This window comes from Lelliottia sp. RD5, from assembly GCF_056032945.1.
In genome coordinates, this window is sequence record NZ_JBVYHQ010000009.1 from 1 (window position 1) to 23,150 (window position 23,150).

Consider the following 23,150-nt stretch of genomic DNA (forward strand, 5'->3'; position numbering starts at 1 on the left):
CTCTTTTTTGCCCAAAAGCACGTTAAAGTGCGAGTTTTTCGAGCGTTTCAAAGCCGTAACGCTGTAAAACGGGTAAAAGTTGCTCAGTCTCAGAAGTTAACGCCATACAAAAGGCAATGTTCTTATCACTGGATTTAGCATCTGGCGCTTCATGTTCCAGCAACCAGGCTGTCCGTCGGGCGATTGCCGCACCGGAATCCACAAGACGCGTCCCCTCCGGCAACACCTCCAGTAGCTCATCCTGTAATAGAGGGAAATGCGTGCAGCCCAGCACAACCGTATCAGGCGGTTCAGCCATGCGAAGCCATGGGCCGAGAATGCGTCGCAGCTCTTCCAGCGAAACGGGTTCACCGTGCAGCTTCGCTTCGGCCATTTCCACCAGCTCAGCTGAGCCTAACATTGCAATCTTGCATTCGTTGGCAAAGCGTTCAATGAGCTCACGCGTATAAGGACGCTTCACCGTTCCGCGCGTCGCTAATAACCCAACGATGCCATTCGCCGTCAGACGCGCAGCAGGCTTAATCGCCGGAACGACGCCCACAACCGGGAACGGGAATTTTTCACGTAATGAAGGAAGAGAAACGGTACTCGCCGTGTTGCAGGCAATGACGGCTAACGCTAAGGGGTAGCGCGCCTGAACTGCTGTGACGATTTCAACCACACGTTCGACAATAAAGTCTTCGCTCTTTTCCCCATACGGAAAGGCGACATTATCGAAAGCATAGATGTAATGAAGATCCGGCAGAAGATGCCGAATCTCATCGTAGACCGAAAGCCCACCGACGCCGGAGTCAAACACCAGCACGGTGGGACGTGGATCAGAAGGTGTAGCTGCCAGACAAGGTGTATTCCCGTCCTGCAGTTTCGTAGCCATAAACTGTCTCGTAATCTTTATCGAACAGGTTGGCTATTTTACCACGAACTGTGAGATGTGAGGTGACAGGATATGAAACTGCGAGATCCCACAAGCTTACGCCCCCCATTTGTACACGTTCAGTGGTGAAGGTATTGGGATCGACGGCCACATCATAACGCGTGCCGAGATAGCGATACGCCAGATTCCAGTCGAAATCCCATACCTGCGTATCCAACTGGTATTTCACCTGTTGCTTAGAACGACGGGCAAGCACCTGATTGGTTGTGGCATTGCGCGGGTCAACATAATCATAAGAGATCTGATGACCGACAGGGCCGGTATCAAACTGTGCCGTGGCTTCAACCCCTTCGATACGCGCTTTATCAACGTTATAAGGACGATTTCTGTTGCCAAAGCCAATTAAGTTATCAACGTCATTACGATAAGCGCTGATGCGCCAGGTCACCGGACCTGTCAGCCCTTCAAAACCACCTTCCCACTGTTCACTCTCTTCTGGCTTAAGATCCGGATTGCCATAATCTGCACTGTGGATCTGGCTCATCGTTGGTGCTTTATACGCTGTACCGTAAGAGCCGATGATGCGATAGCCATCAACAAACTCCCACGCCGCACTGGTCTGCCAGGTGCTGTGGTTACCGAAGTTAGAGTTATCATCATGACGCGCTGCCGCTTCCAGCGTGACGCTATCAAACTGCTGCATCGCCGAAAGGAAAACGCCGGTGTTGTGCTGTTTGAAGCCTTGATCAAGAAGACCCGTACCCGCCTGCGTCTGCTGCTTCTGCCAGTCCACACCCGCACCGATGTTGCCGTGACCTACGGTAAAGGTGTTCATCCATTGCGTGGTGTATTGCTTCACGTCATCCATAGTAGAAGAGGCGGCATAGCGACCTTTACTCGGATCGTAGTTCTGGTCTTTACTGCGACCGTAGCCCGCCACCAGCTGCGTCTGATAAATGCCCTGCTTGTAACGCAGCCCGGTATCCCAGTTCTGGCTGTATAACTGACGCGTATCCGGCGTGCCGGTAAAATTGAAATTATTGTCGTAGCTATCATACCCGTCGTATGCCGTGCGGTTGTCATAGCCAAAACCGCGAACGAAACCACTCAGGCTGTCGTTAATCTGCTGTTCGATAGACCCGTACAGCGACTTACTCATAAAGCCATCGCGATCCGGCTGACGCGGCGCATCCTGCGCATCAATATCAAAACCTCGGGTATAGGTATAGTTTCCTGCCATCGTGATTTTGGTTTTATCCAGCACCTGCTGGAATGAACCATCGTAAGACTGATAGCCCTTCGAGCCGACACTCGCGGTAATGTCCGCGCCAGGCTTATCACGCCCAGTAATAATGTTAATCACGCCGCCAATCGCATCAGAACCGTACAGCGCAGAACGCGGGCCGCGAATGTACTCGATACGTTGAATGAGGGACGTTGGGATTTGACTCAGATCGGCAACATTGCTGATTCCGGCATTATTTAGCGGAATACCATCGATAAGCACCAGAACGTGACGGGATTCGGTTCCACGAATAAAGGTTGACGCGTTTGCCCCCATTCCGCCGCTTTGCGCAATATCTACGCCAGGTAAACGCTGCATGACTTCGACGACGCTTTTTGCCTGCCAGCGCTCAATATCTTCACGCGTTACAACAGAAGTCGGTGCCAGAACGGTATTTGCCGGTTGTTCAAAACGGTTTGCTGTGACCACCAATGAGTCAGCGCTATCCTGCGCCCAGCCCGAAAATGCCGTGACGGAAAGCGCCGTCATCAGCGATACTTTTTTAATCATTTTTAAAGCATCCACAATATAAGAAGGATGCCGCAGGCGTCATCTATAGCACGCGATGATGAAACCAGATGCGACGTAATTCCGGCAGGTCTTCGGGCTTGGTGGCGTTTTACGGATGACGACTTCCCATTTTCACAGTGTCTACAACATTCATCCCGCCAGTCTTTACCGCTGCGCGTCAGCTCCAGATTTGCACTGGATTCCCTTTTCACTTACATGAGACCGGAAACAGAATGCTACAATTAGAAACGTATGGATGTCCAGACAGCTATGCAGGATTAAATCTGGACATCCCCTGTACAGTGCTTACAATCCCCGCGAAATTCTTTACCACTCAGGATGCATGATGACACCCGAACACCTCCCGACAGAACAGTACGACGCGCAGCTGGCAGAGAAAGTTGTCCGTCTGCAAAGTATGATGACGCCTTTTGCCGCGCCCGTTCCCGAGGTGTTTCGTTCTCCTGTCAGCCATTACCGCATGCGTGCTGAGTTCCGTATCTGGCATGACGGCGACGACCTGTATCACATCATTTTCGATCAGCAGACCAAGTCCCGTATCCGCGTAAACAGTTTCCCGGCAGCCAGCGAATTAATTAACCAATTAATGACGCTGATGATTGAAGGGGTACGCAATAACACCCAGTTGCGCCATAAACTGTTCCAGATTGATTACCTGACCACCCAAAGCAATCAGGCTATCGTCTCGATGCTGTATCACAAAAAGCTGGACGACGAATGGCGCAAAGAAGCCGAAGTCCTGCGCGATGCGCTGCGGGCGCAGAATATCAACGTCCATCTGATTGGCCGCGCGACTAAAACTAAAATCATGCTCGATCAGGACTACGTGGATGAGCGCCTGCCGGTGGCCGGTAAAGAGATGATTTATCGCCAGGTCGAAAACAGCTTCACCCAGCCGAATGCGGCCATGAATGTGCAAATGCTGGAGTGGGCGCTGAGTGCAACGGAAGGGTCAAAAGGCGATCTGCTGGAGTTGTACTGCGGTAACGGCAACTTCTCGCTGGCGCTGGCGCGAAACTTTGAGCGCGTACTGGCAACCGAAATCGCCAAGCCGTCTGTCGCTTCCGCGCAATACAATATTGCGGCCAACCATATCGATAACGTGCAGATCATTCGTATGGCGGCAGAAGAGTTTACGCAGGCAATGAACGGTGAGCGCGAATTCAACCGTTTGCAGGGTATCGATTTGAAGAGTTACCAGTGCGAGACGATTTTCGTCGATCCCCCGCGCAGCGGGCTGGACAGCGAAACCGAAAAGATGGTGCAGGCGTATCCGCGTATTTTGTACATTTCCTGCAACCCGGAAACGCTGTGCAAGAATCTGGAAACATTAAGCCAGACGCACAAGGTTGAACGTCTGGCGCTGTTCGATCAGTTCCCCTACACGCACCATATGGAATGCGGCGTACTGTTAACGTTGAAATAACGCCATTATTCAGGAAGCTGGTGCTTACGGTGACGCATTTTGATGCCAATCCAGAACACCAGCGCCACAGACAGCACGGCGGGCAGGAAATTCGAGCCGATATCCGGATACTCCGCGCGCACAACGGTGCTATACAGCAGGACACCCAGAATAAAGAACGCCGCCGCCAGGCCCGGTAAACCTACCGGCATGGTGCGGTTTTGATAGCGTTGATGCAGACAGTAAACCGTCAGGACCAACGCGATCATCGGGAAAATCGAAAACGGCACAATCGAGCTGAACACCGCTGCAAACGTACCATTAATAGATAAGCCAGCGATCAATGCCAGCAACAACGTACCTTTATCCTGACCTGACTGTTTCATTACTCACCCTTCGTCGATTTGATGCGCCGACCTTTCTTGTTCACGGCGATACCAGTAATAAGCGCCTTTGGAAATCATCCGCAGTTGCAAGACCAGTCGCTCTTCGAGTTGTTTGCGTTGTTCAACGCCCACATCCAGTGCTTCGGCACCCGCACTGAAAACAATGGTCACCATCGCCTCGGCCTGCGCTTCCGTGAAGGCACGTGGCATATGGTTTTCGAGTTCCAGATAGTCGGCAAGTTCCGCGATAAAATGCTGAATTTCTCGCACTACAGCGGCACGGAAAGCCGCCGACGTTCCCGAACGTTCCCGTAATAACAGGCGGAATGCGTTAGGGTTGTTGCCAATAAATTCCATAAAAGTAGAGACCGAAGTGCGGATCACGCTGCCACCTTTGGCAATACGCTGACGCGCCTGGCGCATGAGCTGGCGCAGCATTAAGCCGCTCTCATCCACCATGGTCAGGCCCAGTTCATCCACATCACGGAAATGACGATAGAAAGACGTTGGCGCAATCCCGGCCTCGCGTGCGACTTCGCGCAGGCTTAAACTGGCAAAGCTTCGCTCAGCGCTCAGTTGACTGAATGCCGCTTCCACCAGCGAACGCCGGGTTTTCTCTTTTTGTTGTGCTCTTACGCCCATCACAATAGTTGAATCCTTCCAAAGGCCTTAAGGCACTATACCAGAGAATAAAATTAATCTGTTTGCACAGCTTTGTGAATGATTGTTTACGCGAGGTTTGTGCTCCACAGCCCGAAAAGAGCACAACGATAATTGGGTTATCCCGCTAATGATGTTACTATTCTGTTGCTTTTATGTATAAGAACAGGTAAGCCTTGCCATGTCACATTCCTACGATTACGACGCAATAGTTATTGGTTCCGGCCCCGGCGGCGAAGGCGCTGCTATGGGTCTGGTTAAACAGGGAGCCAGAGTAGCGGTCATTGAGCGCTACCATAATGTTGGCGGCGGTTGTACCCACTGGGGCACCATCCCTTCTAAAGCCCTCCGCCACGCCGTTAGCCGCATTATCGAATTTAACCAAAACCCTCTTTACAGCGACCACTCCCGTCTTCTTCGTTCCTCTTTTGCCGACATCCTCAACCATGCTGATACCGTGATTAATCAGCAGACGCGGATGCGCCAGGGGTTTTACGAACGCAACCACTGCGAAATCCTGCAGGGTGACGCGCACTTTGTTGACGAGCATACCCTGGCGCTAAAATGTCACGATGGTTCCGTCGAGACCATTACCGCCGAGAAATTCGTCATCGCCTGCGGTTCACGCCCCTATCATCCGGACGACGTCGATTTTTCACATCCGCGCGTTTATGACAGCGACTCTATTTTGAGCCTGCATCATGAGCCACGCCATGTGCTGATCTACGGCGCGGGGGTCATTGGCTGCGAATACGCCTCCATTTTCCGTGGGATGGAAGTCAAAGTTGATTTGATTAACACCCGCGACCGCCTGCTGGCGTTTCTCGATCAAGAGATGTCCGATTCGCTCTCGTACCACTTCTGGAACAGCGGTGTGGTGATTCGCCACAACGAAGAGTACGAAAGAATCGAGCCCTGCGACGATGGCGTGATTATGCATCTGAAGTCTGGCAAAAAGCTGAAAGCCGATTGCCTGCTGTACGCGAATGGCCGTACCGGTAACACCGATTCGCTGGCGCTGGAAAACATTGGCCTTGCCACCGACAGTCGCGGCCAGTTAAAGGTCAACAGCATGTACCAGACGGCGCTGCCGCATATTTACGCAGTAGGCGATGTGATTGGGTATCCGAGTCTGGCATCCGCCGCTTACGATCAGGGGCGCATCGCGGCTCAGGCGTTGGTGAAAGGTGAAGCCACCGCCCATCTGATTGAAGATATTCCAACCGGCATTTACACCATTCCAGAAATCAGCTCTGTGGGTAAAACCGAACAGCAGCTGACGTCGATGAAAGTGCCGTACGAGGTCGGTCGCGCGCAGTTTAAACATCTGGCGCGGGCACAAATCGTGGGAATGAGCGTGGGGACGCTGAAGATTTTGTTCCATCGCGAGACGAAAGAGATCCTCGGCATTCACTGCTTCGGTGAACGTGCGGCGGAAATCATTCATATCGGTCAGGCAATCATGGAGCAAAAAGGTGGCGGTAACACGATCGAGTACTTCGTTAACACCACCTTTAACTACCCGACGATGGCAGAAGCCTATCGGGTAGCGGCGCTAAACGGCTTAAACCGCCTGTTTTAACGCGTCGTCAAAATGGCCATCCATCGAACTGCGGATGGCCTCTGCTAGCTGCTCATAGCGGCTGCGCAGGGGCGATCCCGGACGATAAACCAGGCCAACTGTACGACGCGGTTCCGGCTTAATGCACGGCAGATAAACCACACCATCGCGGCGACGCTCGCGCGGTACGGCCAGCGCAGGCAGCAGCGTAATACCACTTCCCGCCGCCACCATATTACGCAGCGTTTCCAGACTGGTTGCGCGGAAATGGGTATCTTCCTCAGCACCCGCCTCAAAGCAGAACCCCATCGCCTGATCGCGCAGGCAGTGACCGTCTTCCAGCATCAACAGCTTTTCACCTGCCAGATCGCCCATCGGTACGCGATCGCGATTGGCCCACGGGTGATCTTCGTAGATCGCCAGCATCATCGGCTCATCAAACAGCGGCACCTCAATAAACGCTTCGCTCTCTTTAACCAGCGCCAGGATCGCGCAGTCGAGCTTGCCGCTGTCGAGCTGGGCCAGCAATTGATGTGTCTGCGCTTCGTGCAGATACATTTCGAGTTTCGGGAAGGTCTGATGCAGCATCGGAATGATGAGCGGCAGGAGATACGGGCCAACGGTCGGGATCAGGCCAATATGAAGCGGACCGGACATCGCCTCGCCCTGCTGGCTCGCCATTTCCTTGAGCACTTTGACCTCGCGCAATACGGTGCGCGCCTGATCCACCAGCAACAAACCGGCCTGAGTGAACAGCACTTTACGGCTGGTGCGCTCCAGCAGCATAACGCCCAGCTCATCTTCCAGCTTGCGGATCTGACCGCTCAGCGTGGGCTGACTAACGTGGCAGGAATCTGCCGCGCGGCGAAAATGTCGGTGCTCAGCGAGTGCAACCAGGTATTCAAGATCACGAATATTCATTATTCATCCTCTATCGCCATGATAGTTCATGGCGATAGATAGCATAGCAACGAACGATTATCCCTATCAAGCACTCTGTTGAATAATACACCACATAGACGAGGCGGCACGTGTTTGACCCTTGACGTCCCCGCCGAGTCACACGAGTTTATCCCTGACTCGAACAACTAAAGCCAACGTGAACTTTTGCGGACCCTGTGGTCCGCTTTTTTTTTGCGTAAAAAAGCCCGGCTTTTAACCAGGCTGCCTATTCTTCCCTCACCTGGCCCTCTCCCAAAGAGAGGAGACAGCTCGCGCCTTTCACCATGGAAGAGGCTCGGGTTGAGACAAGGTAAAAGCAAAATGGCAACCGACGTTGCCATTTTTAGTATTTACTCCCCCTCCAATGGGAGAGGGCCGGGGTTGAGACAAGGTAAAAGCAAAATGGCAACTGACGTTGCCATTTTTAGTGTTTACTCCCTCTCCTGTGGGAGAGGGCCGGGGTGAGGGCATCAGCCCGCACAAATCTTAAACAAGACGCCCTTTCGCATCCGCAATCGCCTGCGCGACCTGTTTCGGTGACACGCCACCTTTCGCCGCGCGCTTATCCAGACAGGATTGCAGCGAAAGAATCGGGTACACGTCATCGCCTATCACGGCACTAAATTTCTGCAAATCGGCCAGCGTCAGATCTTCCAGCGGTTTGCCCTGACGAATCGCCTCTACCACGGCTTCGCCCACAATATGGTGCGCCTCGCGGAACGGTACGCCCTTGGCGACCAGATAATCCGCCAGTTCGGTGGAGTTCGCATAGCCCTGCTGCGCCGCTTCCTGACAACGTGGACGTTTCACCTGAATGCCGTCCAGCACCAGCGCGCCCATATGCAGGCAATCCAGCCAGGTGTCGAGCGCATCGAACAGCCCTTCTTTGTCTTCCTGCATATCTTTGTTGTAGGCCAACGGCAGACCTTTCAGAGTCATCATCATGCCCGTCAGCGCCCCCTGCACACGGCCACACTTACCGCGGATCAGCTCCAGCGCGTCCGGGTTTTTCTTCTGCGGCATCAATGAAGAGCCAGAGGTGACACGATCGGACAGCTCCACAAAACCGGCTTCACCGGAGTTGAAGAAAATCAGATCTTCGGCAAAGCGCGACAAATGCACCATGCCGATAGAGGCGTTCGACAGCAATTCCAGGACGTGGTCACGATCCGACACGCTGTCCAGACTGTTGCGGGTCGCAGAGGCAAAACCTAACCAGCCTGCCAGCTGTTCGCGATCGATTTCATAGGCGGTACCGGCCAGCGCACCGCTGCCCAGCGGGCTAACGTCCAGACGCTTCAGCGTATCCTGCAAACGGCTTTCATCACGCGCCAGCATCTCGACATACGCCAGAGACCAGTGAGCAAACGTAACCGGCTGCGCGCGCTGCAGGTGGGTATAACCCGGCATCACTGCATCCTGATTGTTTTGCGCAGTTTCAACCAGCGCATTCTGCAGCTGACGGTTCGCCGACAGCAGCTCCACGATAGTGTCTTTACACCACAGCTTCAGGTCTGTCGCCACCTGGTCGTTACGACTACGCCCGGTGTGCAGTTTTTTACCCAGTTGACCCACTTTGTCGATCAGCTTGCCTTCCACCCAGCTGTGAATATCTTCCGCGTCGCTTTCGAGGATTTGCTGCGGATTCAGGCGCACTTCTTCCAGAAGGTTGTTTAGCGCCTCTTCGAGCTGTAATTGCTCATCAGCGCTTAATACACCAACGGTGACCAGCGCTTTGGACCAGGCCACAGAGCCGACGATATCTTGTTCGGCCAGGCGGTAGTCGAAGCGCAAAGAGTCGTTGAACTGTTTGAACCGTTGATCCGCTGCCTGTGTAAAACGCCCACCCCAAAGTGCCATAACATGCTTCCTTAAATTCGTTTAGAGATACCCTCTGATGAGGGGAAAAATGCTTACGCCAGAATACGTGTGCCAATCGGCGTGCCGTTAAACAGCGCCGGGAGTTGTTCCGCGTGACGCCATGAGGCAATGTCCACCGGACGGCCCAGGGTGCGCGCAGCGTCCAGCGCCGCGTTCACTTTCACAATCATGCCATCCGTAATGATGCCCTGAGAAATCAGCTGCTCCGCTTTTGCCGCTGTCATCTCGGCGATGCGCTGGCCTTTACCGTCCAGAATGCCGCTCACGTCGGAAAGCAGAATCAGGTCAGCGCCCAGCGTGGCGGCCAGCGCCGTTGCGGCCTGATCGGCGTTCACGTTCATCAGTTGCCCTTCTTCGGTTACCCCGATAGAGCTCACCACTGGCAAGAAACCGCCTTCCAGCAGCGTATTAATCAGCTTAGGCGAACCCGGCTGCGCCAGTCCAACGTGGCCCAACTCTTCGTCGAGCTGCGTCACTTTTACGCTGTCGCCATCGCCGAGGTACAGGCCGACCGACGCGATATGATGTTTCTTCGCCCATGACAGCAGCGTTTTGTTCGCCGTTCCCGCCAGCGCACCGGTGATGATGTCAATCTGATCGGCAGGCGTCACGCGCAGACCGTTCTTCTTTTTCACCGGCAGGTTGAGGCCTTTCATCAGCTCATCCACCACGCAGCCGCCGCCGTGCACAATCACCAGCGGACGTTGATGGGATTCGCGATAATCAACCAGCGCGCTAAACAGACGCTCCAGCGCTTCTTCGCTGTCCAGCAATACGCCACCGAGTTTGATAATTAATGGATTCATCATCACACCTTAAATAAGAGACTGGGTTTCAGCGTAGCCAAAACGAATATTTGCGCACTGCACAGCCTGAGCGGCAGCGCCTTTAAGAAGGTTATCTTCCGCCGCAACCACAATCAGATGCTCGCCCTGAACGGCAAAGCCGATGTCGCAGAACGGCAGACCGACCACATTTTTCAGCGCTGGCAGCACGTTGTCATACAGGCGGACCAGCGGTTTATTGGCATAGGCCTGCGTAAAGGCTTCAGAAATCTGGTCTTTGGTCACGCCCGGCTTCAGACGACAGGTAATGGTTTCCAGAATCCCGCGCGGGAAATTGCCCAGATGTGGTGTGAAAATCACCTCTGCGCCCAGATGCGTGGTGATCTCCGGATGATGACGGTGGTTGAACACGCCATACGGTTGCAGACTCACTTCGCAGAAACTATTGGCAATCGCCGCCTTGCGCCCGGCACCGCTCACGCCGCTGGTGGCGTTGATCACCGGCCACTGATTGAGATCCAGCAGGTCAGCTTCGATCAGCGGTTTAAGCGAAAGCTGCGCCGCCGTCGGATAACAACCCGGAACAGCGATCAGATTGGCTTCTTTTATCTTGTCGTCATTCCACTCCGCCAGGCCGTAGACCGCCTGCTCAAGCAGATCGGTATGCTGGTGAGTGAAACCGTAATATTTTTCGTAGAACGCACTGTCGTTTACGCGGAACGCGCCGGAGAGGTCAAACACCACGCAACCCGCCGCCAAAAACTGCGGGGCCAGATCGTGGCTGACTTCGTGCGCCGTGGCCAGAAACACCACGTCCACACCACCAACAAACTCACTGATATCGGACATCGGCTGCAACGGGAGATCGACGATTCCCTTAAGTTGCGGATGCAAATCGGAAATTAACTTTCCCGCATCATTGCTTTGCGCTGAGACAGTCAAAGCGGTTATGGTCATATGAGGATGGCGATTCACGTAGCTTACAAGCTCTGCGCCCGCATAACCGCTAGCGCCCACAATCAGCGTATTCAACATCGGGTTCCTTTACGATCAACGTTAGTGTATTTTTATTCACATTTAGTGCATGAATATTGATACTATCACGACCTAAGGTATGTCAACAATGAAAATGAATTTACCACCCTTTATCGAGATTTACCGCGCCCTGATTGCCACGCCGTCCATCAGTGCGACCGAAGAAGCGCTCGACCAGAGCAATGAGTCTTTAATCAATATGCTGGCTGGATGGTTTAGCGATCTCGGCTTTAAGGTGGAAGTTCAACCCGTTCCAGGAACCCGTCATAAATTTAACCTGCTGGCCAGTGCCGGACAGGGTGCAGGCGGCCTTTTACTGGCTGGCCATACGGACACCGTGCCCTTCGATGATGGGCGCTGGACGCGCGATCCTTTCACGCTCACCGAGCATGACGGCAAGCTTTACGGTCTGGGTACCGCCGACATGAAAGGCTTTTTTGCCTTTATTCTCGATGCGCTGCGTGACGTTGATGTGAAGACGCTTAAAAAACCGCTATACATTCTGGCGACCGCCGACGAAGAAACCAGCATGGCGGGCGCGCGCTATTTCTCGGAAAACACCGCCATTCGCCCGGACTGCGCGATCATTGGCGAACCAACTTCACTGCAACCGATTCGGGCGCATAAAGGCCATATTTCCACAGCGGTGCGCGTGTTGGGCCAGTCAGGCCACTCCAGCGATCCGGCACGCGGCGTCAATGCCATTGAGCTGATGCACGACGCCATTGGCCGCATCATGGTGCTGCGCGACGCCCTGAAAGAACGCTTCCACCACGATTCCTTCACCGTGCCATATCCCACGCTCAATCTCGGTAGCCTGCACGGCGGCGATGCCTCTAACCGCATCTGCGCCTGCTGCGAATTGCACATGGATATTCGCCCGCTGCCAGGCATGACGCTCGACGATCTCAATGGCTTACTGAGCGAAGCGCTGGCCCCGGTAAGTGAACGCTGGCCTGGCCGTCTGACCATTTTCGATCTGCATCCGCCAATTCCAGGTTACGAATGCCCGCCGGATCATCAATTGGTGCAAGTGGTTGAGAAACTGCTCGGCGAGAAAACGGACGTGGTGAACTACTGCACCGAAGCACCGTTTATCCAGACGCTGTGCCCGACGCTGGTGCTGGGTCCGGGCTCCATCAATCAGGCCCACCAGCCGGATGAATACCTGGAAACGCGCTTTATTAAGCCCACTCGCGAGTTAATTACGCAGGTTGTGCATCACTTCTGCTGGCATTAACAACACGCTTTCCAAAGGGGTGAGCGCGTAAAAAACAGCGCCGAGCTATCCCCTCTCCCGGTGGGAGAGGGTCAGGTGAGGACGACATAACGCATGATCCCCATCACATTCCCATAAGCATCTCTTATCTGACGCGAAGCGAATTAAATTTCGTAAATTACCTGCATTTATTCGTTTGCTGAACCGTTTTCGCAGCAATTGACGACAGGGGTTTTACGTGGCTTTATAAAGGACAACTGAAAAATTATGTCCGAGAGATTTCAAGCTGCGGCAAGGCGGCAACGAGCGCATCTTCGGGAACTTACATAAGTAAGTGACCTGAGTGGGTGAGAGCAGCCAAAACGGCTGCGGTTTGAAAGATGCAGGGCATTTACAAAAATGATGGGGTGTCTGGGTTTATATGAACGAACAATATTCCGCGTTGCGTAGTAATGTCAGTATGCTCGGCAAAGTGCTGGGAGATACCATCAAGGATGCGCTAGGAGAGACTATTCTCGACCGCGTCGAAACAATCCGTAAGCTGTCCAAATCCTCCCGTGCAGGAAATGAAGCCAATCGTCAGGAGCTGCTCACCACGCTGCAAAACCTGTCAAATGATGAGCTTCTGCCCGTGGCGCGTGCGTTCAGCCAGTTCCTGAATCTGGCTAACACCGCCGAGCAATACCACAGCATTTCGCCAAAAGGCGAAGGTGCCAGCAACCCGGAAGTGATTGCCCGTACGCTCAGAAAACTCAAAGACCAGCCTGAACTGAACGAAGAGACCATCAAAAAAGCGGTTGAATCCCTCTCGCTGGAGCTGGTGCTGACTGCACACCCGACCGAAATCACCCGCCGTACGCTGATTCACAAAATGGGCGAAGTGAATAGCTGTCTCAAGCAGTTAGACAACAAAGACATCGTCGATTACGAACGTAACCAGCTGATGCGCCGCCTGCGCCAGCTGATCGCCCAGTCCTGGCACACCGATGAAATTCGCAAATATCGCCCAAGCCCGGTTGATGAAGCCAAATGGGGTTTTGCGGTTGTCGAAAACAGCCTGTGGGAAGGCGTGCCGAACTACCTGCGCGAATTAAACGAACAGCTGGAAGAGAACCTTGGCTATCGCCTGCCGGTGGATTTTGTTCCGGTGCGTTTCACCTCCTGGATGGGTGGCGACCGCGACGGTAACCCCAATGTCACCGCCGAAATCACCCGCCATGTGCTGTTGCTCAGCCGCTGGAAAGCCACCGACCTGTTCCTGAAAGATATTCAGATCCTGATTTCTGAGCTGTCGATGGTTGAAGCCACGCCAGAACTGCTCGACCAAGTCGGCGAAGCCGGTGCAACCGAACCGTACCGCTTCTTGTTAAAAGGCCTGCGCGGCCAGCTGATGGCGACCCAAGCCTGGCTGGAAGCACGTTTGAAAGGCCAGCGCCTGCCAAAACCCGCAGGGCTGCTGAGTCAAAACGAACAGCTCTGGGACCCGCTTTACGCCTGCTATAAATCACTGCAAGCGTGCGGCATGGGCATCATCGCCAACGGTGAACTGCTCGACACCCTGCGCCGCGTGAAGTGTTTTGGCGTGCCTTTAGTGCGCATTGACGTGCGTCAGGAAAGCACCCGCCATACCGAAGCGCTGGGCGAGTTGACCCGTTATCTTGGCATTGGCGATTACGAAAGCTGGTCAGAAGCCGACAAACAGGCGTTCCTGATCCGCGAATTGAATTCCAAACGTCCACTTCTGCCACGCAGCTGGGAACCAAGCGAAGAAACCAGCGAAGTCCTCAACACCTGTAAAGCGATCGTCGATGCGCCAAAAGGATCGGTCGCGGCCTATGTGATCTCCATGGCTAAAACGCCGTCTGACGTGCTGGCCGTTCATTTGCTGTTGAAAGAAGCCGGTATCAGCTTTGCGCTGCCTGTCGCGCCGCTGTTTGAAACCCTCGACGACCTGAATAATGCCAACGACGTGATGACCCAGTTGCTGAACATCGACTGGTATCGCGGCTTTATCCAGGGCAAACAGATGGTGATGATTGGCTATTCCGACTCCGCAAAAGACGCGGGCGTGATGGCGGCATCCTGGGCGCAGTACCAGGCACAAGATGCGCTGATCAAAACCTGCGAAAAAGCCGGGATCGAATTAACGCTGTTCCACGGACGCGGCGGTTCTATCGGTCGCGGCGGTGCACCGGCTCATGCCGCACTGCTCTCTCAGCCCCCGGGCAGCCTGAAAGGCGGTTTGCGCGTCACCGAGCAGGGCGAGATGATTCGCTTTAAATACGGTCTGCCAGAAGTGACAATCAGCAGCCTGTCGCTCTACACCAGCGCGATTCTGGAAGCTAACCTGCTGCCACCGCCGGAGCCGAAGGACGCATGGCGTCACATCATGGATGAGCTGTCGGATATCTCCTGCGACTTGTACCGTGGCTACGTGCGCGAAAACAAAGACTTCGTACCTTATTTCCGCTCGGCCACGCCTGAGCAGGAACTGGGCAAACTGCCGCTGGGTTCTCGTCCGGCTAAACGCCGTCCGACCGGCGGTGTGGAATCCCTGCGCGCGATTCCGTGGATCTTCGCCTGGACGCAAAACCGCCTGATGCTGCCCGCCTGGCTGGGTGCCGGTGCAGCGCTGCAAAAAGTGGTGGAAGACGGTAAGCAGACTGAGCTTGAGACGATGTGCCGCGACTGGCCGTTCTTCTCCACGCGCCTGGGTATGCTGGAGATGGTGTTCTCCAAAGTCGACCTGTGGCTGGCGGAATACTACGATCAGCGTCTGGTGAAACCCGAACTGTGGGCGTTAGGTAAAGAGCTGCGCGACCTGCTCGAAAGCGACATCAAAATTGTTCTGGATATCGCTAACGACTCCCATCTGATGGCTGATTTGCCGTGGATTGCCGAATCCATCCAGTTGCGAAATATCTACACCGACCCGCTAAACGTTCTGCAGGCTGAGCTGCTGCATCGCTCGCGCAAGGCCGAAGAAGAAGGCAAAGAGGCGGACCCACGCGTCGAACAGGCGCTGATGGTGACGATTGCGGGCGTTGCGGCAGGCATGCGTAACACCGGCTAACGGTTTTCCGAATCAAAAGGTCACACAGGGTGTGGCCTTTTTTTTGCCCAAAAATCCCCCACCTTAGATTTAGCGCAACAAATGCCAGCTACTGTGGCGGTAAAGTCACAATAGTGACGTTCGAGCACGACGGGAAAAACGCGTTTAGTAACCTCAACCTCTATGGGAGAAATGTTATGGACCGTATCATTCAATCACCGGGCAAATACATTCAGGGTGCAGATGCCCTCACTCGACTCGGCGACTATCTCAAACCGCTGGCAAAACGCTGGCTGGTTGTCGGGGATAAGTTTGTTTTAGGCTTTGCGGAAGAAACCTTGCGCCAAAGCTTCAAACAGGCAGAACTGCACGTCGAAATCGCGCCATTTGGCGGCGAATGTTCACAAAATGAGATCGACCGTCTGCGCAAGCTGGCCAAAGGCGCTGACTGTCAGGCCGTGCTGGGTATTGGCGGCGGTAAAACGCTCGATACCGCCAAAGCATTAGCGCATTTTATGGATGTACCGGTGGCCATCGCGCCAACCATTGCCTCTACGGATGCACCGTGCAGCGCCCTTTCAGTCATCTACACCGACAGCGGCGAGTTCGATCATTACCTTATGCTCCCGCACAATCCCAATATGGTTATCGTCGATACCAAAATCGTGGCGGGTGCGCCTGCGCGTCTTTTGGCCGCAGGGATTGGCGATGCGCTGGCGACCTGGTTTGAGGCGCGCGCCTGCTCACGCAGCGGTGCCACTACCATGGCCGGAGGCAAATGCACGCAGGCAGCTCTCGCGCTGGCGGAGCTTTGCTATAACACGCTGATTGAAGAGGGAGAAAAGGCGATGCTGGCAGCGGAACAGCATGTCGTCACGCCGGCCCTTGAGCGCGTCGTCGAAGCCAATACCTACCTCAGCGGCGTGGGCTTTGAGAGTGGTGGACTGGCCGCAGCCCACGCGATACACAATGGGCTGACGGCGATTCCGGATGCGCACCATTACTATCACGGTGAAAAAGTTGCGTTCGGCACGCTCACCCAACTGGTGCTGGAAAACGCGCCGGTAGAAGAGATCGAAACGGTTGCCGCACTGTGTCACAGCGTTGGGCTGCCCATCACCCTGGCACAGCTGGGTATTAAAGAAGATGTTCCTGCCAAGATGCGTCTGGTGGCAAAAACCGCCTGCGCGGAAGGCGAAACCATTCACAATATGCCGGGCGGCGTGACGCCAGATGAGGTATATGCAGCGCTGCTGGTCGCCGATCAGTATGGTCAGCGTTGCCTGCATGAGTGGGAATAACGTCTGACATAAAAAATCCCCGCCGAGGCGGGGATTTTTATTTATGACTGATGCCTGATTACTTCACATCAAAACGATCCAGATTCATCACTTTGGTCCATGCCGCGACAAAATCTTTGACGAACTTCTCGCTGGCATCCTGACTGGCATAAACCTCCGCCAGCGCACGCAGAACCGCATTTGAACCAAACACCAGATCGGCACGCGTTGCGGTGTATTTCACCTCACCGCTCGCACGATCGCTGCCCGCAAACAGTTCATTGGATTCGTCGGTGGCTTTCCACTGGGTGCCCATATCCAACAGATTCACAAAGAAATCGGTGGTCAGCACACCCACGCGATCGGTGAACACGCCGTTCTGGCTGCCATCAAAGTTGGCTCCCAGCGCGCGCATTCCCCCGACCAGCGCGGTCAGTTCTGGCGCGGTAAGCGTCAGCTGCTGCGCTTTATCAATCAGCAGCGATTCCGTTGTCGAGACATCAACCTGAGCGCGATAGTTGCGGAAACCATCTGCAACTGGCTCAAGGAGATTAAACATCTCGATATCAGTCTGATCCTGACGCGCATCCACGCGGCCCGGGGTAAACGGCACGGTGATGTAAACCCCCGCCGCTTTTGCCGCCTGCTCAACGCCGACGACGCCCGCCAGCACGATGATATCGGCGAGCGATGCTTTGTTGGTTGTGCGTTGAATCGCTTCCAGCGTTGGTAAGACGCGTACCGCGGCGGCGTTAACATCCCAGTCGCGCTGCGGAGCCAGAGCCAGACGCGCGCCGTTGGCACCACCGCGTTTGTCACCGCCACGGAAGGTGGACGCAGACGCCCAGGCAACCGACACCAGCTCGCTAACGGAAAGCCCGGACGCCACAATTTCCGCTTTCAGACTCGCAATATCTTCTTGAGACGGATTGAACACCGCCTGCGGCAGCGGGTCCTGCCAGATCAGATCTTCTTTCGGCACTTCAGGACCGATGTAACGTGCTTTTGGCCCCATATCTCGGTGCGTCAGTTTGTACCAGGCCCGCGCGAATGCTTCGTTAAACGCCTGCGGATCGTTCAGGAAGCGACGAGAAATTTTCTCGAACTCTGGGTCGAAACGCAGCGTCAGGTCGGTCACCAGCATGGTCGGTTTGCGTTTTTTCGCCGGGTCGAACGGATCGGGAATAATTTCCGGCGCGTCAACGGCTTCAAACTGGATCGCGCCTGCCGGGCTGCGGGTCTGTACCCACTCGTATTTGAACAGGTTTTCGAAGAAGTAATTACTCCACTGGGTTGGCGTCTGTGACCAGACGACTTCCAGACCGGAGGTGATTGCATCTGCACCCACGCCCGTTCCGTGGGTGCTGGCCCAGCCCAGGCCCTGAGATTCAATCAACGCCCCTTCCGGATCGACACCCACATGCGTGGCCGCCGCTGCACCGTGCGTTTTGCCGAGCGTATGTCCGCCCGCAATCAGCGCGACGGTCTCTTCATCGTTCATGCCCATGTTGCCGAACGTCGCGCGAATCGCTGCGGCGGCCGACAGCGGCTCACCGCTGGCGTTTGGCCCTTCCGGATTGACGTAAATCAGCCCCATTTCGGTAGCGGCCAACGGACGCTTCGCCAGTGATTCAGGATCGCGATGGGTCAGCCAGGCTTTTTCATCGCCCCAGTTAACGTCCATATCTGGCTCCCAGACATCTTCGCGCCCGGCACCAAAGCCAAACGTACGGAAGCCTGAATTTTCCAGCGCCACGTTCCCCGCCAGGATATACAGATCGGCCCAGGAGATTTTCTGCCCGTATTTTTGTTTAACAGGCCACAGCAGACGACGCGCTTTGTCGAGGCTCACGTTATCTGGCCATGCATTCAGAGGAGCAAAACGCTGCTGACCGCGACCGGCACCGCCACGACCATCCACGGAACGGTAAGTCCCTGCGCCGTGCCATGCCATACGAATAAACAGACCCACATAGCTGCCCCAGTCGGCAGGCCACCAGGATTGAGAATCGGTCAGGAGAGCTTTGATATCGCCTTTCAGAGCGGAATAGTCGAGTTTGCTGAATTCTTTGCGGTAGTCGAAGTCTTCACCCAAAGGGTTCGAACGGTTGGAATGTTGGTTTAAGAGTTCAACGCGCAGCTGCTTGGGCCACCAGTCGCGACTGCCTGTCCCCGCGCCTGCGCTCTGATCAGACCCTCCATGGTGAAAAGGACACTTGCCGCTGGATGACGAATTATTGGTCTCTTCTGACATGCTCATCTTTATACTCCGTTGATCGTATTTCCCTTAAGATATACACCGAAGCCAGATAGGTATAATTGAGATAACCCACAGATTCGATAGTTATTACCGTTTAAATTACCCTGTAAAATGTAAGCTTTTATAGTGGATCGGTAAAAATGCCGTCAGGCTGGAGAAGGGCGGAAGGTCAGATAAGCAAAAACCCTCCGAAGAGGGTTATGAGATTACAGTCCAGGGCGAACGCCGAGGGTGTGGCAGATGGCGTAACTCATCTCGGCGCGGTTTAGCGTGTAGAAGTGGAAATCCTTCACCCCTTCACGGCTCAAAATTTTCACCATGTCCATCGCGATATTCGCGCCCACCAGCTTGCGGGTTTCGGCGTCGTCATCGAGCCCTTCGTACATTTTCTGCATCCACAGCGGAATGCGCACGTTGGTCATGTCTGCAAACTTCTTAGCCTGCCTGAAGTTCGAGACCGGCAGGATGCCCGGAATAATTTCCAGGTCGATTCCAGCGTTAACACAGCGGTCACGAAAACGCAGATAGCTTTCGACGTCGAAGAAAAACTGGGTAATCGCGCGGTTGGCACCGGCATCGACTTTGCGTTTCAGGTTGAGCAGATCGGCCTGGGCGCTTTTCGCTTCCGGATGCACTTCCGGATACGCAGCGACGGAGATATCAAAATCGCCCACGTCCTTGAGTAACGCGACCAGATCGGTGGCGTACATTTCCGGTTTTCCGCTGCCCGGCGGCAAATCACCGCGCAGGGCGACGATGTGGCGAATCCCGTTATTCCAGTAATCCTGGGCGATAGCGCGCAGTTCATCGCGAGTCGCATCCACACAGGTCAAATGCGGTGCGGCTTCAAGCCCGGTACGGTCCTTAATGCCCTTGATAATGCTGTGCGTACGGTCGCGCTCGCCAGAGTTTGCCCCGTAGGTGACGGAGACAAATTTCGGCTTCAGGCTGCTCAGGCGATCGATAGAGCTCCATAGGGTTTGCTCCATTTCACTGGTGCGCGGCGGAAAGAATTCAAAAGAGACGTTAATCTGGCCCTGCACTTCAGCCAGGCTCTGATTCAGGGCTTCCCGCTGGTTGGCGTGAAAAAAGCTCATACCTTACCTCATCAATCGCGTGATAATTATTGCTCGTTATAAACATCTATCCATTTAGACGTCTGGATGTAAAAATGACGGAAAACGCGAATGCCGTCAACTGAAATAATCAGTCATAACGGTGAGGAATGTTCAGGCAAGATGAAAGATGTTCATGATGGCGGGGAAAGAGTGCGGTTTGATGCCCTCACCCCGGCCCTCTCCCACAGGGAGAGGGGGGGAAGACAACCCTTTCGCCGCATTGCGATGAGGGAGGAAAAAATCCTTTCGCCGTATTGTGATGAGGCAGAAAACAATCCTTTCACCGCATTGCGATGAGGGAGAAAACAGTCCGTTCGCCGCGTAAGGAACAGGGAGAAAACAGTCCCTCTTATTTGCGGAGACTGGGAGAAGACCGCCCCGAACGATTCCCTCTCCCGTGGGAGAGGGTTAGGGTGAGGGCATCAAACGATGCAGAGCAAAAACTACAGCAGTTGCGCCAGACGATTAATATCCGACTGAATGGCACCGGCAGTCACATCACGCCCCGCGCCTGGCCCACGAATCACCAGCGGATTATCGCGATACCAGCGGCTTTCGATGGCAAAGACGTTATCGCATGGCAGTAGCGCCGCCAGCGGATGCTCCGGACGCACCGCTTCCACACCCACGCGGGCTTTACCGTTGGCATCAAAACGCGCCACGTAGCGCAGCACCAGCCCCATCTCTTGCGCGGCCTCCAGACGTTGCACCATCTGGTCGTTCAGCTCATCACCGTTCTCAAAGAAGTGATCGACTGACCCCTCTTCGCAGCCCGCAGGAACTAACGATTCCACACGCACCTGGCCCGGCTCGATATCGTAACCCGCCTCACGCGCCAGAATCACCAGCTTGCGCATCACGTCTTTCCCGGCCAGATCGACGCGCGGATCGGGCTCGGTCAGCCCCTGCTGCCACGCCTGATCGACCAGGTCGGTGAACGGCACCGTGCCGTCGAACTGCAGGAACAGCCACGAAAGTGTCCCGGAGAAAATCCCGCTGATCGCTAAAATGCTGTCGCCACTGTCAATCAGATCCCGCACCGTATGGTTAACCGGCAAGCCTGCGCCTACGGTGGCGTTATACAGCCAGTGACGCCCGGTTTTTTCAAACGCATCGTGAATCTGACGGTATTTATCGGTACTGCTGGCACCCGCCAGTTTATTCGCGCTGATGACATGGAAACCGTGGCTGGCGAAATCCAGATACTGGTCGGCAAGCTGTTCGCTGGCCGTAACATCCAGCACCACTAAATCGTCGTACGGGTGCGCACGCATCCACAGGAACAGCGACTCTTCATCCTGTTCAACGGCTTCGTCATTGAAGAATGCGAGCGCGCGGCTGGCGTCCAGCCCTTCGTAATTGAGCAGGCTGCGGCGACTGTCCACAACGCCTGCCAGTACAAATTCAAATCCGGTACGCGCCGACAGCGTCGTTTGCTCGCGAGCGAACAGCTCCAGCCAGCGGGAACCGATATTACCTTTACCAAACAGCACCAGACCGATACGTTTTTCCGCGCGGAACAGCGTGGTGTGCAGGCCTTGAATCAGACTCTCGGTTGGCCCCTTACGCAGCACGGCAACCAGGCTGATGCCCTCCTCCGACTGCCAGGTAAATTCGACCGGCTGACCTTTCAACTGTTGCCAGAAACGGTGGCAATGCAGCGGGTTACGCGAGACACCCGCGCCGACCATCGCCACCAGTGCCAGGCCCTGACGCAGACGGAGTTCGCCCGGCAAACCAGCTTCATCCAGCGTTTTGAGCGCGCTGTCGGCCACTTCCGCGGTATAGCAGAATTGCAGTAAATGACGATCGCTGTGCACGCCAACCGCCAGCGGACGCACCTGCGCACGCTTGAGAATTAAATCAATATCTTTATGCGCCAGCTTGACGTCCTGGCCCGCCGGCACCTGGAACTCAATCAGGCAAATATCATCGTGACTGGTGACAATACGTGCGCCCGTACCCGACGCCAGAACGCGTTCGATGCGCGTGGAACCCTGATCCGGCGTGTAGCTGCAGCGCAGTTGCAAATCAATATCGCTTCCGGAAACCGGCTGCAGCGTACGCGCGTGCAGAACCGGAGCCGCGAGACGTGCCAGCTCGCTGGCTTCGTCCAGACGCAGCAGCGGCAGCAGACAGGCATCTTTGACTTTGCGGGGATCGGCACTGTAGACGCCGGCCACATCGCTCCAGATGGTGACGCGAGACGCTCCCGCCAGTGCACCGATTTGCGTGGCGGAATAGTCAGAGCCGTTACGGCCCAACAGCACGGTTTCACCCGCGTTGCTGCGGCTGATAAAGCCGGTGACAACGATACGTTTACCCGGATGCTGCACCAAAAGCTGTTGCAGCAGCGGATAAGATAACCCTTCGTCGACCTGCGGCTGCGCAGCGCGTTCGGCGCGCAGGAAATCGCGTGCGTCCAGCCAGGCGGCCTCGAGACCTTGCTGTTCCAGCACTGCGGCCATCAGGCGCGCAGACCAGACTTCACCGTGGCCGACCACTTCAGCGTAAACCGCATCGTTAATGCCGCTGTCCAGCAGCGCCGCAAGGCGCTCCAGATCGTGAACAAAAGCGCTGATCAGCCCGTCAGCCGCTTGCGCGGGCAGCAGGCCGGAAATCAAATCGCTCTGATAACGGCGTAACGTTTGTTGAACCTGATGCGCAGAAAGACGATCCGTCTGGCTCAGTTTGAGCCAGCTAATCAACTGGTTGGTAGTGCTGCCCGCCGCCGAGACAACCATCATGTCGCCCGGCATCGAATACTCCGCCATGATCCCTGCAACACGCAGGTAACATTTCACATCAGCAAGACTACTACCACCAAACTTATGCAGTTGACGACCCTTCGCCCCTGCCTGCGCTATCACACTCAT

At 55.0% G+C, this 23,150-nt stretch carries 17 protein-coding genes and 1 riboswitch; of the genes, 6 read left to right on the forward strand and 11 right to left on the reverse strand.

Translation table 11 applies throughout. The features are described from left to right. Positions 1-22: 22 nt before the first annotated feature. Together murI and btuB are read right to left on the reverse strand one after the other, a co-directional pair. On the reverse strand, positions 23-874 hold the full coding sequence (gene murI / locus AC0LWE_RS20045) for a glutamate racemase (protein WP_059180614.1): 852 nt from the start codon (positions 872-874) through the stop codon (positions 23-25). Further along, positions 819-2,669 carry a TonB-dependent vitamin B12 receptor BtuB gene (btuB, locus tag AC0LWE_RS20050; protein WP_059180613.1) on the reverse strand — a complete coding sequence of 617 codons (1,851 nt, stop codon included), beginning with the start codon at positions 2,667-2,669 and terminating at the stop codon, positions 819-821. The genes murI and btuB overlap by 56 nt, the downstream gene beginning before the upstream one ends. Positions 2,670-2,735: 66 nt before the next feature. After that, positions 2,736-2,911, reverse strand: a riboswitch (cobalamin riboswitch). 104 nt (positions 2,912-3,015) lie between these two features. On the opposite strand from btuB, the gene trmA reads away from it, so the two are divergent. Beyond that, complete coding sequence (gene trmA, locus AC0LWE_RS20055) at positions 3,016-4,116, forward strand: tRNA (uridine(54)-C5)-methyltransferase TrmA (protein ID WP_131489427.1); 1,101 nt, start codon at positions 3,016-3,018, stop codon at positions 4,114-4,116. A 5-nt stretch (positions 4,117-4,121) separates the two neighbouring features. On the opposite strand, the gene AC0LWE_RS20060 is transcribed toward trmA, so the two are convergent. Beyond that, positions 4,122-4,481, reverse strand: coding sequence for a YijD family membrane protein (locus AC0LWE_RS20060; protein ID WP_015960981.1), 360 nt, complete (start codon positions 4,479-4,481; stop codon positions 4,122-4,124). A gap of 3 nt (positions 4,482-4,484) precedes the next feature. Beyond that, positions 4,485-5,126 (reverse strand): HTH-type transcriptional repressor FabR, encoded by a 642-nt coding sequence (fabR, locus tag AC0LWE_RS20065; protein ID WP_015960982.1) that lies wholly within the window; start codon positions 5,124-5,126, stop codon positions 4,485-4,487. A gap of 196 nt (positions 5,127-5,322) precedes the next feature. Between fabR and sthA the strand changes: the two genes are divergently transcribed. After that, complete coding sequence (gene sthA, locus AC0LWE_RS20070; protein ID WP_059180611.1) at positions 5,323-6,723, forward strand: Si-specific NAD(P)(+) transhydrogenase; 1,401 nt, start codon at positions 5,323-5,325, stop codon at positions 6,721-6,723. On the opposite strand, the gene oxyR is transcribed toward sthA, so the two are convergent. From oxyR to argC, 4 genes are all read right to left on the reverse strand, one after another. Then, complete coding sequence (gene oxyR / locus AC0LWE_RS20075; RefSeq protein ID WP_015960984.1) at positions 6,706-7,623, reverse strand: DNA-binding transcriptional regulator OxyR; 918 nt, start codon at positions 7,621-7,623, stop codon at positions 6,706-6,708. The two genes, sthA and oxyR, sit on opposite strands and share 18 nt — an antisense overlap. 507 nt (positions 7,624-8,130) lie before the next feature. Beyond that, the gene (argH, locus tag AC0LWE_RS20080; RefSeq protein ID WP_219347247.1) at positions 8,131-9,504 is read right to left on the reverse strand and encodes an argininosuccinate lyase; all 1,374 of its coding nucleotides are present in this window, start codon (positions 9,502-9,504) and stop codon (positions 8,131-8,133) included. Positions 9,505-9,557: 53 nt separating this feature from the next. Then, complete coding sequence (gene argB / locus AC0LWE_RS20085; protein ID WP_096759554.1) at positions 9,558-10,334, reverse strand: acetylglutamate kinase; 777 nt, start codon at positions 10,332-10,334, stop codon at positions 9,558-9,560. A 6-nt stretch (positions 10,335-10,340) separates the two neighbouring features. After that, the gene (gene argC, locus AC0LWE_RS20090; protein ID WP_219347246.1) at positions 10,341-11,345 is read right to left on the reverse strand and encodes an N-acetyl-gamma-glutamyl-phosphate reductase; all 1,005 of its coding nucleotides are present in this window, start codon (positions 11,343-11,345) and stop codon (positions 10,341-10,343) included. A gap of 88 nt (positions 11,346-11,433) precedes the next feature. On the opposite strand from argC, the gene argE reads away from it, so the two are divergent. The 3 genes from argE (at position 11,434) to gldA (ending at position 16,917) form a co-directional block, all read left to right on the forward strand. Then, on the forward strand, positions 11,434-12,585 hold the full coding sequence (gene argE, locus AC0LWE_RS20095) for an acetylornithine deacetylase (protein ID WP_131489422.1): 1,152 nt from the start codon (positions 11,434-11,436) through the stop codon (positions 12,583-12,585). 400 nt (positions 12,586-12,985) lie between these two features. Then, the gene (gene ppc / locus AC0LWE_RS20100) at positions 12,986-15,637 is read left to right on the forward strand and encodes a phosphoenolpyruvate carboxylase (RefSeq protein ID WP_202694757.1); all 2,652 of its coding nucleotides are present in this window, start codon (positions 12,986-12,988) and stop codon (positions 15,635-15,637) included. Between the two features lie 176 nt (positions 15,638-15,813). Further along, positions 15,814-16,917, forward strand: a complete 1,104-nt coding sequence (gldA, locus tag AC0LWE_RS20105) for a bifunctional L-1,2-propanediol dehydrogenase/glycerol dehydrogenase (RefSeq protein WP_059180606.1) — start codon at positions 15,814-15,816, stop codon at positions 16,915-16,917. A gap of 58 nt (positions 16,918-16,975) precedes the next feature. On the opposite strand, the gene katG is transcribed toward gldA, so the two are convergent. Together katG and metF are read right to left on the reverse strand one after the other, a co-directional pair. After that, positions 16,976-19,156 (reverse strand): catalase/peroxidase HPI, encoded by a 2,181-nt coding sequence (gene katG / locus AC0LWE_RS20110; RefSeq protein ID WP_219347245.1) that lies wholly within the window; start codon positions 19,154-19,156, stop codon positions 16,976-16,978. A 206-nt stretch (positions 19,157-19,362) separates the two neighbouring features. Continuing rightward, entirely contained in the window at positions 19,363-20,253 is an 891-nt protein-coding gene (gene metF, locus AC0LWE_RS20115) for a methylenetetrahydrofolate reductase (RefSeq protein WP_131489420.1), read from the reverse strand. A gap of 90 nt (positions 20,254-20,343) precedes the next feature. Here metF and AC0LWE_RS20120 point away from each other — a divergent pair, with 90 nt between their 5' ends. Further along, positions 20,344-20,571, forward strand: coding sequence for a hypothetical protein (locus AC0LWE_RS20120; protein ID WP_219347244.1), 228 nt, complete (start codon positions 20,344-20,346; stop codon positions 20,569-20,571). A gap of 146 nt (positions 20,572-20,717) precedes the next feature. Here AC0LWE_RS20120 and AC0LWE_RS20125 read toward each other — a convergent pair whose 3' ends face one another. Next, positions 20,718-23,150, reverse strand: a complete 2,433-nt coding sequence (locus AC0LWE_RS20125; RefSeq protein ID WP_202668662.1) for a bifunctional aspartate kinase/homoserine dehydrogenase II — start codon at positions 23,148-23,150, stop codon at positions 20,718-20,720.

Excerpts from the sequence above, each read along its gene's own strand:
- AC0LWE_RS20120 (WP_219347244.1), top strand. The coding sequence starts at position 20,344 with ATGCCGTCAACTGAAATAATCAGTCATAACGGTGAGGAATGTTCAGGC.
- oxyR (WP_015960984.1), bottom strand. The coding sequence starts at position 7,623 with ATGAATATTCGTGATCTTGAATACCTGGTTGCACTCGCTGAGCACCGA.
- argH (WP_219347247.1), bottom strand. The coding sequence starts at position 9,504 with ATGGCACTTTGGGGTGGGCGTTTTACACAGGCAGCGGATCAACGGTTC.
- argE (WP_131489422.1), top strand. The coding sequence starts at position 11,434 with ATGAAAATGAATTTACCACCCTTTATCGAGATTTACCGCGCCCTGATT.
- gldA (WP_059180606.1), top strand. The coding sequence starts at position 15,814 with ATGGACCGTATCATTCAATCACCGGGCAAATACATTCAGGGTGCAGAT.
- trmA (WP_131489427.1), top strand. The coding sequence starts at position 3,016 with ATGACACCCGAACACCTCCCGACAGAACAGTACGACGCGCAGCTGGCA.
- AC0LWE_RS20060 (WP_015960981.1), bottom strand. The coding sequence starts at position 4,481 with ATGAAACAGTCAGGTCAGGATAAAGGTACGTTGTTGCTGGCATTGATC.
- katG (WP_219347245.1), bottom strand. The coding sequence starts at position 19,156 with ATGAGCATGTCAGAAGAGACCAATAATTCGTCATCCAGCGGCAAGTGT.
- btuB (WP_059180613.1), bottom strand. The coding sequence starts at position 2,669 with ATGATTAAAAAAGTATCGCTGATGACGGCGCTTTCCGTCACGGCATTT.
- sthA (WP_059180611.1), top strand. The coding sequence starts at position 5,323 with ATGTCACATTCCTACGATTACGACGCAATAGTTATTGGTTCCGGCCCC.
- ppc (WP_202694757.1), top strand. The coding sequence starts at position 12,986 with ATGAACGAACAATATTCCGCGTTGCGTAGTAATGTCAGTATGCTCGGC.
- argC (WP_219347246.1), bottom strand. The coding sequence starts at position 11,345 with ATGTTGAATACGCTGATTGTGGGCGCTAGCGGTTATGCGGGCGCAGAG.
- argB (WP_096759554.1), bottom strand. The coding sequence starts at position 10,334 with ATGATGAATCCATTAATTATCAAACTCGGTGGCGTATTGCTGGACAGC.
- murI (WP_059180614.1), bottom strand. The coding sequence starts at position 874 with ATGGCTACGAAACTGCAGGACGGGAATACACCTTGTCTGGCAGCTACA.
- AC0LWE_RS20125 (WP_202668662.1), bottom strand. The coding sequence starts at position 23,150 with ATGAGTGTGATAGCGCAGGCAGGGGCGAAGGGTCGTCAACTGCATAAG.
- metF (WP_131489420.1), bottom strand. The coding sequence starts at position 20,253 with ATGAGCTTTTTTCACGCCAACCAGCGGGAAGCCCTGAATCAGAGCCTG.